This is a genomic window from Streptomyces sp. NPDC005423 (assembly GCF_040606415.1).
Taxonomy (GTDB): domain Bacteria; phylum Actinomycetota; class Actinomycetes; order Streptomycetales; family Streptomycetaceae; genus Streptomyces.
The window spans coordinates 1-11,428 of record NZ_JBEXET010000023.1; the positions used below are offsets into that span (position 1 = coordinate 1).

The 11,428-nt window shown below is 70.4% G+C and carries 15 protein-coding genes; 4 read left to right on the forward strand and 11 right to left on the reverse strand.

The window, feature by feature from the left end:
• Positions 1-74: 74 nt before the first annotated feature.
• The 6 genes from ABZT12_RS23255 to ABZT12_RS23280 all read right to left on the reverse strand — a co-directional run bounded on the left by ABZT12_RS23255 (position 75) and on the right by ABZT12_RS23280 (position 5,206).
• Positions 75-383 (reverse strand): SCO5918 family protein, encoded by a 309-nt coding sequence (locus ABZT12_RS23255; RefSeq protein WP_356387771.1) that lies wholly within the window; start codon positions 381-383, stop codon positions 75-77.
• A 53-nt stretch (positions 384-436) separates the two neighbouring features.
• Complete coding sequence (locus ABZT12_RS23260) at positions 437-829, reverse strand: CBS domain-containing protein (RefSeq protein ID WP_356387774.1); 393 nt, start codon at positions 827-829, stop codon at positions 437-439.
• A 48-nt stretch (positions 830-877) separates the two neighbouring features.
• On the reverse strand, positions 878-2,365 hold the full coding sequence (locus ABZT12_RS23265) for a DEAD/DEAH box helicase (protein WP_356387777.1): 1,488 nt from the start codon (positions 2,363-2,365) through the stop codon (positions 878-880).
• A 344-nt stretch (positions 2,366-2,709) separates the two neighbouring features.
• Positions 2,710-2,913, reverse strand: a complete 204-nt coding sequence (locus ABZT12_RS23270) for a cold-shock protein (RefSeq protein ID WP_023586116.1) — start codon at positions 2,911-2,913, stop codon at positions 2,710-2,712.
• A gap of 428 nt (positions 2,914-3,341) precedes the next feature.
• Positions 3,342-4,217 (reverse strand): aldo/keto reductase, encoded by an 876-nt coding sequence (locus ABZT12_RS23275; protein ID WP_356387780.1) that lies wholly within the window; start codon positions 4,215-4,217, stop codon positions 3,342-3,344.
• Between the two features lie 251 nt (positions 4,218-4,468).
• On the reverse strand, positions 4,469-5,206 hold the full coding sequence (locus ABZT12_RS23280; RefSeq protein ID WP_356387783.1) for an SDR family oxidoreductase: 738 nt from the start codon (positions 5,204-5,206) through the stop codon (positions 4,469-4,471).
• Positions 5,207-5,409: 203 nt separating this feature from the next.
• On the opposite strand from ABZT12_RS23280, the gene ABZT12_RS23285 reads away from it, so the two are divergent.
• On the forward strand, positions 5,410-6,210 hold the full coding sequence (locus ABZT12_RS23285; protein WP_356387786.1) for a helix-turn-helix transcriptional regulator: 801 nt from the start codon (positions 5,410-5,412) through the stop codon (positions 6,208-6,210).
• Between the two features lie 142 nt (positions 6,211-6,352).
• On the opposite strand, the gene ABZT12_RS23290 is transcribed toward ABZT12_RS23285, so the two are convergent.
• Positions 6,353-6,556 carry a cold-shock protein gene (locus tag ABZT12_RS23290; protein WP_069934205.1) on the reverse strand — a complete coding sequence of 68 codons (204 nt, stop codon included), beginning with the start codon at positions 6,554-6,556 and terminating at the stop codon, positions 6,353-6,355.
• A 447-nt stretch (positions 6,557-7,003) separates the two neighbouring features.
• On the opposite strand from ABZT12_RS23290, the gene ABZT12_RS23295 reads away from it, so the two are divergent.
• Positions 7,004-7,279 carry a GlsB/YeaQ/YmgE family stress response membrane protein gene (locus ABZT12_RS23295; RefSeq protein ID WP_356387789.1) on the forward strand — a complete coding sequence of 92 codons (276 nt, stop codon included), beginning with the start codon at positions 7,004-7,006 and terminating at the stop codon, positions 7,277-7,279.
• Between the two features lie 219 nt (positions 7,280-7,498).
• Positions 7,499-7,696: a hypothetical protein gene (locus ABZT12_RS23300; protein WP_356387792.1), complete on the forward strand. Its 198-nt coding sequence runs from the start codon at positions 7,499-7,501 to the stop codon at positions 7,694-7,696.
• A 125-nt stretch (positions 7,697-7,821) separates the two neighbouring features.
• On the opposite strand, the gene ABZT12_RS23305 is transcribed toward ABZT12_RS23300, so the two are convergent.
• Positions 7,822-8,226, reverse strand: a complete 405-nt coding sequence (locus tag ABZT12_RS23305; protein ID WP_356387795.1) for an SHOCT domain-containing protein — start codon at positions 8,224-8,226, stop codon at positions 7,822-7,824.
• Between the two features lie 472 nt (positions 8,227-8,698).
• On the opposite strand from ABZT12_RS23305, the gene ABZT12_RS23310 reads away from it, so the two are divergent.
• Positions 8,699-10,123 carry an MFS transporter gene (locus ABZT12_RS23310; RefSeq protein ID WP_356387798.1) on the forward strand — a complete coding sequence of 475 codons (1,425 nt, stop codon included), beginning with the start codon at positions 8,699-8,701 and terminating at the stop codon, positions 10,121-10,123.
• 77 nt (positions 10,124-10,200) lie between these two features.
• Here the strand turns inward: ABZT12_RS23310 and ABZT12_RS23315 are convergent, their stop codons facing one another.
• From ABZT12_RS23315 to ABZT12_RS23325, 3 genes are all read right to left on the reverse strand, one after another.
• Positions 10,201-10,608 carry an amphi-Trp domain-containing protein gene (locus ABZT12_RS23315; RefSeq protein ID WP_356387801.1) on the reverse strand — a complete coding sequence of 136 codons (408 nt, stop codon included), beginning with the start codon at positions 10,606-10,608 and terminating at the stop codon, positions 10,201-10,203.
• An 82-nt stretch (positions 10,609-10,690) separates the two neighbouring features.
• Complete coding sequence (locus ABZT12_RS23320) at positions 10,691-11,098, reverse strand: PIN domain nuclease (RefSeq protein ID WP_356387804.1); 408 nt, start codon at positions 11,096-11,098, stop codon at positions 10,691-10,693.
• Positions 11,095-11,328, reverse strand: a complete 234-nt coding sequence (locus ABZT12_RS23325) for a type II toxin-antitoxin system VapB family antitoxin (RefSeq protein WP_356387806.1) — start codon at positions 11,326-11,328, stop codon at positions 11,095-11,097. The genes ABZT12_RS23320 and ABZT12_RS23325 overlap by 4 nt, the downstream gene beginning before the upstream one ends.
• Between the last annotated feature and the right edge of the window lie 100 nt (positions 11,329-11,428).

The following is an 11,428-nucleotide window of genomic DNA, read 5'->3' on the forward strand; positions in this document are numbered from 1 at the left end:
CAGGCTGACGTGCCACTGATGGGGGCCGGCTTGGTGCTCGGCGGGGGTGCCGGCTCGCGCCGGTCCCGCGCCGGTCAGACCGGCATGGGGGTGCCGAGCATCGCGGAGGCCTCCTGGAGTGAGCCGAGGATGCTCACGGGTGCGGCCGCGGGCGCGGTACGGCAGGTGAAGCCGAGCTTGGCCATGGCCCGCAGGACCTCGCCGGCGCTGAAGTCGCGGCGGTCCTGGCGGGTGATGACCTGGCCGACCTGCTTGACGGGGTAGTGACGGCGGCCGATGATCACGGACTCACCCACGACCTGCTCGGGCTTGACGCCCTTCATCGATTCCAGCACACCGCTCTTGGTGAGATCGAAGGGGAAACGGGCGATGACGCAGCGCATGAGGCCTCACAGGGAGAAGGGGAGAACGGTCCGGCCAGGGTGTGGCGCCCAGTTCAGCGGGAGAGGACGAGAACGCCCAGCGCCCCGGCCGCCGGCAGGCCCCCGCGCCGGCGGGAGCACATCGCGTGTTCGGCTTCGGCCACCGTGAGCACGGGTGAGGTGAACGGCCCGTGGCCGCCCAGGACGTCCCGCAGGCGGACCTGGTCGGTGTAGGCGGAGCCGGCGCGTACGGCGATGAGCTCGCCGCGGGTGACCAGGCCGGTGCACTGGCCGTCCTGGTCGCAGACGACCAGCCGGCCGGTACGCGCGGCGGCCATGACCGACAGCGCCACCTCGACGCTCATGTCGTCCCAGACCTGCGGTCCGGCCGCGTCCATGAGCTCGGCCCCCGCCCCGGGCACAGGGCCGGCGCCCGCCGGACGGGGCTGCGTCTGGACCAGCGTCAAAAGGTGCCTCCTGCGGAGATGGGCCGGCTTCCTGATCTCGCGGAGGCTCTAGGCCGCCGCGTCGAAGGCCTGGCGCGCCGGGCGGCGGCCCGTGACCGAAGCGGGGCGGCGCCGGCCGCGGGAGGAGGTGCTGCTGCGCTTGGAGCGTTCGACCACCGGTGCGGTGATGACGACCGGGACGCCGGACGGGGTCTGGGCGCCGGTGATCCGGTGCAGGGCCTCGTCGCCGCCCGAGTGGACCTGCGTGGTCTGGGGCCGGATCCCGGCGTCCGACATGAGGCGGATCATGCCGCGGCGCTGGCCGGGCGTGACGAGGGTGACGACGCTGCCGGACTCACCGGCGCGGGCGGTACGGCCGCCGCGGTGGAGGTAGTCCTTGTGGTCGGTGGGCGGGTCGACGTTGACGACGAGGTCGAGGTTGTCGACGTGGATGCCGCGCGCCGCGACGTTGGTGGCCACCAGCACGCTGACGTGCCCGGTCTTGAACTGCGCCAGGGTGCGGGTGCGCTGCGGCTGGGACTTGCCGCCGTGCAGCGCCGCGGCCCGTACCCCGCTGTTGAGCAGGTCCTGGGTCAGCCGGTCGACGGCGTGCTTGGTGTCCAGGAACATGATCACCCGGCCCTCGCGGGCGGCGATCTCGGTCGTGGCGGCGTGCTTGTCGGCGCCGTGGACGTGCAGGACGTGATGTTCCATCGTCGTGACCGCACCGGCCGAGGGGTCGACCGAATGCACGACGGGGTCGGTCAGGTAGCGGCGCACCAGCAGGTCGACGTTACGGTCCAGGGTGGCGGAGAACAGCATCCGCTGCCCCTGCGGACGTACCTGGTCCAGCAGTGCGGTGACCTGCGGCATGAAACCCATGTCCGCCATCTGGTCGGCCTCGTCCAGCACGGTGATGCCCACCTGGTCCAGGCGGCAGTCGCCACGGTCGATGAGGTCCTTGAGCCGGCCCGGGGTCGCCACCATGATCTCGGCGCCGGCGCGCAACACGCCGACCTGCCTGCCGATCGACATACCGCCCACCACGGTCGCCAGCCGCAGGCTGACGGAGCGGGCGTAGGGGGTGAGCGCGTCGGTGACCTGCTGTGCCAGTTCGCGCGTCGGTACGAGGATCAGGCCCAGCGGCTGACGGGGTTCGGCGCGCTGTCCGGCGGTGCGGGCCAGCAGGGCGAGGCCGAAGGCGAGGGTCTTGCCGGAACCGGTGCGCCCGCGGCCCAGGACGTCACGGCCCGCCAGGGAGTTCGGCAGGGTCGCGCCCTGGATCGGGAACGGCACGGTCATGCCCTGCCTGCCGAGTTCGGCGAGCAGCTGCTTGGGCATGTCGAGATCGGCGAAGCCCTCGACGGGGGGCAGCGCGGGGGTGATCGTCTCGGGGAGCGCGAACTCGCCCTGCACCGGGGCCGGGCGGCGGCCGTAGCCACCGGTACGGGCGGGGCCGGCGGAACGGCGCGGTGCGGAGGACCCGAAGCGGCTTCCGTCGCCGGCGCTGCCGTTACGGGTGCGGGCGGAGCGGTCGTTCGTACGTGTGCGGTTCATGCGGAACCTTCCTCGATGTGGCGCATACCAAGGAATTCCCGCGGCAATTGAGCGGCACGAAGAATCACAAGTATGGACCGTGGGAAAAAGAAAAAGCAGATGCGTCCGGCGGAAGTCCGCAGGGGCGCAGAAGCTGGAATGGGTGACGCGGTGGGGACGTGGAATCCGGGCGTCGGCTGCGGTGGAGCTCTTCGGGACGCGTCCGCGTCCCGGGGCGAACCGCGCGGGACGGGACCGCGGATTCCTCACGTCGTCCCGCGGGCTGAAACCCGCCGGGAGAATGCGCAGAGCTGGGGCCCGCACCCCGAGGGATGCGGGCCCCAGCTACAGAATGCGCGTCAGCGTCAGGCCGGAACGATGTTCTCGGCCGTCGGGCCCTTCTGGCCCTGAGCGATGTCGAAGGTCACCTTCTGGCCTTCGAGCAGCTCGCGGAAGCCCTGGGCAGCGATGTTCGAGTAGTGGGCGAACACGTCAGCGCCGCCACCGTCCTGCTCGATGAAGCCGAAGCCCTTTTCCGCGTTGAACCACTTCACGGTACCAGCAGCCATGTCATATCTCCTTTGGGGCAGTGCATCGGGATCCGCACTGTGCGGATCCCGTGTCGCCGCGATGATTGCCCCGCCCGGAAAAATGACCGGAAATACAAAAGTACTCTCCCCGGCCGGGGCCGGGTGGGAGCACTCGAAGTTTTGGGAACCACAACTGCAACTGAGATCGACAGTAGCATGTCGCAACGGCCGGTGCGAGTTAAGTTATTCCATTCCCTCCATTGCGGCAAGAACTCTCACCGCATGGTCCGGCAAACTCTCACCTCACGGGCGCAGATATTGATTGCCCGGAGGGCGATGTTCCCGGAAGGGTCCGCGGGCGCACCCGGCGCGGGCCGGGCGCCGGCCGTCACCTCATCCGCCGCGGGCGGCCGGCGCGCCCACGCGAGCGGACCCCGCGCCGTTCGCGACCGGAGCACCGTGCGGGCTCAGGCGCCGGCCTTCGACAGCTCCTCGAACTCCTCGTCGGTGAGCTCGACGGTCGCGCCGGCGAGGTTGTCCTCCAGGTGCGCGACGCTTGACGTCCCCGGGATCGGCAGCATGACCGGGGACCGCTTGAGGAGCCAGGCCAGGGCGAGCTGCGACGGTGAGGCGTGGTGCCGCTCGGCGAGTTCGGTGAGCGGGCTGCCCTCGCCGGTGAGCTGTCCGGTCGCCAGCGGGAACCACGGGATGAAGCCGATGCCCTGCTCGGCCGACCAGTCGAGCAGCTCTTCCGAGGAGCGGTTGGTGAGGTTGTAGAGGTTCTGCACGGAGACGACCGGCGCGATCCGCCGCGCCGCCTCGACCTCGGCCACGGTGACCTCGCTCAGGCCTATGTGGCGGATCTTGCCCTCGTCCTGGAGCTTCTTCAGTTCCCCGATCTGGTCTTCGAGGGGGGTGTCGGGGTCGATGCGGTGCAGCTGGAAGAGGTCGATGCGCTCCACGCCGAGGCGGCGCAGGCTCAGCTCGGCCTGCTGACGGAGGTAGGCGGGGTGGCCGACGGGCGTCCAGAGGTCGGGACCCTGGCGGGTGAGGCCGGCCTTGGTGGCGATGACGATGTCGTCGCCGTAGGGGTGCAGGGCCTCGCGCAGGAGGGGCTCGGCGACATCGGGGCCGTAACTGTCGGCGGTGTCGAAGAAGTTCACGCCGAGCTCGACGGCACGCTTGAGCACGCGGACGGCTTCGTCGCGGTCCTTCGGCTCCCCCCAGACTCCCTTGCCGGTCAGCTGCATCGTGCCGTAGCCGAGGCGGTTGATCTCCAGGTCGCCGCCGAGGCGGAAGGTGCCCGAAGCCTCTGCCGGGCGGGTGTCGGGTGCGTTGCTCATGAGGGGTGGTCCCTTCTGATCGGATGGCCGGACGGATCGCGTACCCGGTCGTGGCCGGAACACGACGATCTGTCCGGACGCCCTTCCCCCGATGCGCGGCTGCCCCGTGCGTCCCAGGTGTCAGGGCCGGGCCGGACCGAGTCGAGCGGGCTCCCCCGCGGGACCCGCGGCTCCTCGTTCGGCCTTCCGCCAGGGAGGGTGCCCGGACCTCGCGCCTCTGCGACCGCCCTCCCGGCTCTCCTGGCCGGGGGTCAGCTCTGGGCGGTGGGCCGGACGACGATCTCGTTCACGTCCACGGTCGCGGGCTGCCCGATCGCGAACGCGATGGCCCGGGCGATCGCCTCCGGCGGGATCGCGATCCGGTCCCGCATCTCCGTGATCTGCGTCCGTACCCGCGGATTCGTCGACGCCTCGGCGAAGTCGGTCTCCACCGCGCCGGGCGAGACGGTGGTCACCCGCAGGGAGTCACCGGCCTCCTGGCGCAGGCCTTCGCAGATGGCGCGGACCGCGAACTTCGTACCGGCGTAGACCGCCATGGCCGGCACGATACGGAAGGCGGCCGTGGAGGCGATGGTGACGAAGTGGCCCGTGCCCTGGGCCCGGAAGACCGGCAGCGCGGCGCCGATTCCGTGCAGCACACCCTTGACGTTGACGTCGACCATCTGGTCCCACTCCTCGACCCGCAGGTCGTCCAGCGGCGAGATCGGACCGGCCCCGGCGTTGCTGACCAGCACGTCGAGCCGGCCGAAGCGCTCGCCGGCCAAGGCGACCAGGGCGTGCAGGTCCTCCCGCCGGGTCACGTCCGTACGGGTCTGCACGGCCGCGCCACCGGCCTTCTCGATCCGCGCCACCAGCTCCGCGAGGCGCTCGGAGCGGCGCGCCCCCAGGACGAGCCGCGCGCCTTGCCCGGCGAGCAGCAGGGCGGTCGCCTCGCCGATGCCGCTGCTGGCTCCCGTGATCGCCACGACCTTGCCGTCGATTCCCGACACGATGTCTTCCTCTTTCTTTTTCGGTACCTGGTACCTGGTTCCCGGTGATCGCCCGGAGCGCGTCCGCTCCCCGGGCCGCCCGGCGCGGGGAGGACCGTCCAGGGCCATCGGTGAGGGCCGCACCCTCACTCGGCTTCAGTCTGCGATGCATTTAGCCTGGTATCCAGAGCGGGTTTATTCTGGAACCAGAGGTGCCATTCACCATGCAGCAGCAGTCGGACCGACGCCGTGAGCTGAGCGCTTTCCTCCGCAGCCGCCGGGAGCGGATCACCCCTGACCAGGTCGGGCTGCCGCACACCGGCCGGCGCCGGACCCCGGGTCTGCGCCGGGAGGAACTCGCGCTGCTCGCCGGGATGAGCGCCACCTGGTACACGTACCTGGAGCAGGGCCGGGACGTCCGCGCCTCGGCCCAGGTGCTCGACGCCCTCGCCTCGGCGCTGCGCCTGGACCCGCACGAGCGCGGTCACCTTCTCCGCCTCGCCGGTCACGCGCCCGCGTCCGAAGCCGAGGAACCCGAGCCGCTCACGGCCGAGGTGGCGGCCGTCCCGCTCCTGCTCCAGCCGCACCCGGCGTACATCATCGGCGGCAATTACGACGTGCTCAGCCGCAACCAGGCGGCCGACGAGCTGTTCCCGCGCCTCACCGCGGCGGCGGACCGGCCCGCGAACTTCGCCCGCTGGGTCTTCCTCGAACCCGCGGCCCGGGACGTCCTGGTCGACTGGGAGCCCGAGGCCCGCGGCCTGCTCGCCCGGCTGCGGACGCTGGCCGGACGCCACCCGGGCGACGTCCGCTACACCCGGCTGGTCGAGGAGCTGAACGCGGGCAGCCCGGAAGTGCGTGACTGGTGGCCGCGGTACGACGTGCAGGCCCGGCACGGTGGACGGAAACGGCTGCGGCGCCCGGGGCGCGGGGTGGTCGATTTCGCCTATACGGCGTTCCACCTGGCCGAGCAGCCGGAACAGACGCTGGTGATCTATGCCGAGGACCGGGAACCGGCCGGCTGAGCCCTGTCAGCCGTCCCGCGCGGCGGGGGCCGCAGAGGGCCCAACTCGCGTGGTCGGCGCGCCAGTTGGGGCGCGCGGGGTACGGATCAGGGCCCGGAGCAGCCGTGGCGCTCCGGGCCCTGATGATGTGCCGTGCGAGGGGTCAGGCAGGGGTGATGTTCTCCGCCTGCGGGCCCTTCTGCCCCTGGGTGATGTCGAAGGTGACCGCCTGGCCTTCCTGAAGCTCACGGAAGCCGGAGGCGTTGATGTTGGAGTAGTGAGCGAAGACGTCCGGCCCGCCGCCGTCCTGCTGAATGAAACCGAAACCCTTTTCGGCGTTGAACCACTTGACGGTTCCGCTGGCCATCCTGGTGCCTCTCAGTCGCTGTCGGGCACCGCACCGCGCGGCCCCGGAGGTAATCGCCCTGGTCCAGTCACCACACAGCAAAGCGCCCGCGCAGCAGCGCGGGCAGGTACTGCGAACCACGACATCTGAGAGTGACGCTACACGGGGAAACCGGCCTCCACCAGAGAGCAACAGCCACAGCTCTCAACAGAACCACCACATCAGCCGTGCGAACCCGCTCCCGGCCCACTCCGGGCGACTGGTTCTCCGTCTCCTTTCCCTCCCCTCTCCGTCCGGGCTCCCTCCGTTCTCCGTCCGGGCTCACCCTCTCCGGCGTCCGCCAAGCCCGTACCACGGAGGGAAGTTCACCTCACGGGACACGATCCGGAAGAGGGGACGTTTGGTCGCGCCGGATTGGTGCAGACGATGAGCTGACACAGTCTTTATACGAGGAAGCGGAGACTCACCATGGGCATCATCGCGTGGATCATCATCGGGCTGCTGGCCGGCGCCATCGCCAAGGCCCTGATGCCGGGCAAGGACCCGGGCGGCATCATCGTCACCATGCTCATCGGCATCGTCGGCGGTCTGCTGGGCGGCTGGCTCGGCAAGGTGATCTTCGGCGTCGACTCCATCGACGGCTTCTTCGATCTCTCCACCTGGATCGCCGCGATCGTCGGCTCCCTGATCCTGCTCCTCATCTACCGCCTCGTCGTCGGCAACCGCTCGCACCGTCACGCCTGACCCACGTGAGCGTGACGCGCTGAGGCATACGCCTACACCATCTGGACGGCTCCCTCCCCTGTTCACAGGGCGGGAGCCGTCAGTGCGTGCGGCGGCCCTCCGTCTGCCGGTCAGTGGCAGCGGTCACCTGATGGGGTGATGCCGGGCGCCGTCCGCCGGCCCCAGCATGGAGGAGGGCGGAGGCAAGAGCCGCCGTACGACTGCGAGAGAAGCACGCTCATGCGATACGAGATCCGCGTCGACGGGGAGATGTCCCGGACGATGGCAGGGGCGTTCCCGGAGCTGGAGAGCTTCCTCATGGCCGGGCAGACCGTGCTGTTCGGCCAGGTGACCGACGAGGCGCAGCTCTACGGTCTGCTGGCACGCTTCCAGTCGCTCGGCATGCCCGTGGTGGAGATGCGCCGTCTTCCCGAGTGACCGGGGCCAATTGCCCATTGCTCGTTGCTCGTTGCTCGTTGTCCGCATGCCTCGTCCCCGTCGGTGGTGGCCGACGGGGACGAGGCATGCGGATGACGAGTTCTACGGGTGCCGTCCCCCACTCCTCATGCGGCGAGCACTCTGGTCTTGGCCTTCTCGTACTCGGCGTCGGTGATGTCGCCGTGGTCGTGCAGGCCGGCGAGTTTGGCCAGTTCGTCGGCCCTGTTCAGGGGTGCCGCCGGCTCTTCGGCCGCCGCCTGCCGCACGTAGGAGCGGAATTCCTGTTCCCGTGCCTGGGTCTGCCGCATGGCCCGCACACCCATGCCCTTGCCCCGGGCGATCAGGTAGACGAAGACACCCAGGTAGGGCAGCACACAGACGAAGAACGTCCATCCCGCCTTGCCCCAGCCGCCGAGTCCGTCGTCCCGGAAGATGTCGACGACGACCCTGAACAGGAGCATGAACCACATCATCCACAGGAAGAACCACATGATGGTGAAGAATGCGTCGAGGAGGGGATAGTCCGACATTTTGGCCTCCGGTCGCCGTTCCGCCGTTCGTTGCCACAGCGGGGCTGTCCTGTCGGCATCCACGGTCCACCGGAACGGAGTACCGCGGATCACCCGCTACGGGTGGCCTCCGGGGCGGTGCGGTGGTCGCGTTCGCTCCGGTCGGACCACTCTCTCCTGCGCGCCGGGTCGTGTCCCTCCCCGCATGCTGCCTGCCGTCCGGGCCGTACGGGGTCACCCGCTTGAGGTGACGGGCCGGGCACGGATCTGCGGCTCGTCCGGCCGGTGCTCACGCCACGTCAGCTCCTGCGCGGCCGGCCGGCTGTTCGGAGTGCGCCGTGCTGGGCCGAGGCGCACGCTGGAGGGCGGCAGCCGCGGTGGCGGGCCCCGGGCGGGCAGCCCAGGCGCTCACGGGTTGTCGCGGGGGCCGCGCACGAGCCGGCGAAACGCTGGGCGTGCCGAGAACCCCGTCAGGCGGAAGGGAGCGGTTCCGGTGGCTGAAGCACGCACCGCGGGGACGCCGGGACGCGCGTCCGGTGCGGCACGCGGCGTGCTGGCCCCGCTCGCCCTGGCCCAGTTCATCTGCAGCTTCGCCGGTTCGAACATGAACGTGATGATCAACGACATCAGCGAGGACCTGGACACGACCGTGCAGGGGGTGCAGGTCGCGATCACGATCTTCCTCCTGGTGATGGCGGCGCTGATGATCCCCGGCGGCAAGCTGACCGACCGCTACGGCCGCAGGCGGTGCTTCCTGGCCGGTCTCACCGTCTACGGCGTCGGCGCCCTGCTGAGCGCGGCCGCCCCGGGCCTGGGCGTCCTCATCCTCGGCAACTCCGTCCTCGAAGGTGTCGGCACGGCGCTGCTCATCCCGCCCGTCTACATCCTCACGACGCTGCTCTTCACCGAAGTGACCTCGCGCGCCCGCGCGTTCGGGGCCGTCATGGCGCTGGGAGGCATCGGTGCCGCCGCCGGGCCGCTTCTCGGAGGGCTCATCACCTCCGCCGTCAGCTGGCGGGCCGCCTTCGTGTTCCAGGCCCTGGTGATCGCGCTGATCATCATCCTGAGCCGCCGGATCGAGGACCCCCTGCCACCGGACCCCACGCGCCCCTTCGACACCGCCGGCGCGATCCTCTCGGCGCTCGGCCTCATCCTCATCGTCACGGGAATCCTGGCCGCCGACAACAACATCTGGCTGATGGCCGGCCTGATCGTCCTCGGTGCGCTCGTGCTGCTGTGGTTCTTCCGAGGGGTGCGCGCCAAGGAGAGAGCCGGCGAAGAGCCCCTCCTGTCGACGACGCTGTTCCGCAACCGCACCTCCGATCTCGGTCTCGTCACGCAGAACATCCAGTGGCTCCTGCTCATGGGGACGTCGTTCGTCGTGGCGACCTATCTGCAGGTGGTACGCGGATACGACGCGATCCAGACCGGCGTGATCTTCACGGCCGCCACGCTGGGCCTGCTCGCGTCGTCGCTGCCGGCCGAGCGCCTGGCGAAGCGGTGGGCACAGCGCACCCTCATCGTGGCGGGCTTCGTCGTGACGACCGCCGGAATCGTCGTCCTGCTGGCCCTGGCGAGCGGCTCTCCGAGCGCCTGGGCGTTCGCGCCCGGGCTGCTGCTGATCGGTCTGGGGCTCGGCCTGAGCCTGACCCCGTCCGTCAACGTGGTGCAGTCGAGCTTCCCCGACGGGCAGCAGGGCGAGATCTCCGGGCTGTCCCGCAGTGTGTCCAACCTCGGTTCCTCGCTCGGCACCGCGATCGCCGGCACCATCCTCGTCGCCGGCCTCACCGCCCACGCCTACGGCGCCGCGATGATCACCCTGGCGGTCCTGGGGCTGGCCGGTCTCGCCGCCGCGCTGTCCCTCCCCCGCGGCCCGGCTCCGCGCCTCCCCGCGTCCCCCTCGCGCGAACCCACGTGAGCGGGGTCCGCGCCCGGGAGGGGAGGCGACGTCCTCCTGCGGCGCGCGCGGCCGATCCGGCCAGGGCCCCGCGCGGCTCAGGACGTTCTGGCCGCGGACCGCTTCCCGGTTCTGCTCCGGCCGGCGCCTGTGCCGCTTCGACCGGGCTCGGCGGCCACGTCCCTCCGTGTCCTGGCCTTGGTGCCGGAGCCGCTGGGCTTGTCGGGGCCGGCGGCTCCCGCCGCCGTCCGCGACGGCGCTGTCGGCGCCGGTGCGGCCGGTGCGGCCGGCCAGGTGAACTCGATCTCCAGCTCGATCTCCCCGTCACCGACCTCGACCTCCACCTCGCCGCGGAGGTCGTCGGGGATGCGCAGGCTGAGCGTCCCGGAGCCGAATTCCAGTTCGGCGTCCCCGCCCTCCCGCAGCGCGGCTGCCAGTGCCGTGAGCTGGTCAGCCGCCTCGATGCGTGACAGAGAGCTCTTCTGTTCGTACTTGAGGTCCTTCATGGATACCTCCGCTCCGCGGCGAACAGGCGATGACGCCCATTCTGGGGCCACCCACGGGATCGGACATCCGCACGCCCGGAGATCAGCCTCGTGCGTCCCTCTGCTGGACTTCCTTGAGAACTCCGGCCACCGTCACGAAGTCGTTGTCCACGTGGAGGACAGTGTGCCCATGGTGGACAGCTGTCGCACACACCAACAGGTCGATCGCTCCGGCCGCCCGGTGCCGGCCCAGCTGGGTGAGTTTGTACTGGGCGGTGTCGACCCAGCGCCAGGCGTTCTTCGGCACCGAGGAGGGCAGGCAGAGCGAGTTCAGCTCCTCTGCCAGCTCATCCCGGTGGGGCGGGCTGGTGGCCGAGTAAAGAAATTCGGTACGTGTCGGCTCACAGAGATGGAACGCCCCGGCGGCGATGTGGCCCTCCCAGGGGCGTAGTGCCCCCGGGGTGCGGAACAGGTGCCACAGAGCCGAGGTGTCCACCAGATAGGTGATCACTCGAAGGCCTGCCGGCGGGCACGCTTCTGCGCGGCATGCGCCGCCGCGGGCTGCTCGAACTCGCCCCGCTCACCGCGCGCGGCCAGCTTCTCCGCAGCTTCAAGCCTCTTGATCCGCGCCACGTACTCCCGAAGGGCCGCGTTGACGGTCTCCTTCTTCGTAGTGACACCCATGAGCCGCATGGCTTCGGCCAGGGCTTCGTCGTCGAGGTCGATCTGTGTGACGGACACCGGACCCCTCCCATATCCACGATGTATGCATCTGACCAACGTCACCAACATTACACGGCCGGTGACGCCCCGGGCGGGGAAGCGTCGGCCTGGTCCGCCG

Coding starts and splice junctions, on each gene's coding strand:
- ABZT12_RS23290 (WP_069934205.1), bottom strand. CDS start 6,556: ATGGCCAGCGGAACCGTCAAGTGGTTCAACGCCGAAAAGGGTTTCGGT.
- ABZT12_RS23305 (WP_356387795.1), bottom strand. CDS start 8,226: ATGTCGGACTATCCCCTCCTCGACGCATTCTTCACCATCATGTGGTTC.
- ABZT12_RS23315 (WP_356387801.1), bottom strand. CDS start 10,608: ATGAAGGACCTCAAGTACGAACAGAAGAGCTCTCTGTCACGCATCGAG.
- ABZT12_RS23265 (WP_356387777.1), bottom strand. CDS start 2,365: ATGAACCGCACACGTACGAACGACCGCTCCGCCCGCACCCGTAACGGC.
- ABZT12_RS23300 (WP_356387792.1), top strand. CDS start 7,499: ATGCGATACGAGATCCGCGTCGACGGGGAGATGTCCCGGACGATGGCA.
- ABZT12_RS23255 (WP_356387771.1), bottom strand. CDS start 383: ATGCGCTGCGTCATCGCCCGTTTCCCCTTCGATCTCACCAAGAGCGGT.
- ABZT12_RS23270 (WP_023586116.1), bottom strand. CDS start 2,913: ATGGCTGCTGGTACCGTGAAGTGGTTCAACGCGGAAAAGGGCTTCGGC.
- ABZT12_RS23295 (WP_356387789.1), top strand. CDS start 7,004: ATGGGCATCATCGCGTGGATCATCATCGGGCTGCTGGCCGGCGCCATC.
- ABZT12_RS23285 (WP_356387786.1), top strand. CDS start 5,410: ATGCAGCAGCAGTCGGACCGACGCCGTGAGCTGAGCGCTTTCCTCCGC.
- ABZT12_RS23275 (WP_356387780.1), bottom strand. CDS start 4,217: ATGAGCAACGCACCCGACACCCGCCCGGCAGAGGCTTCGGGCACCTTC.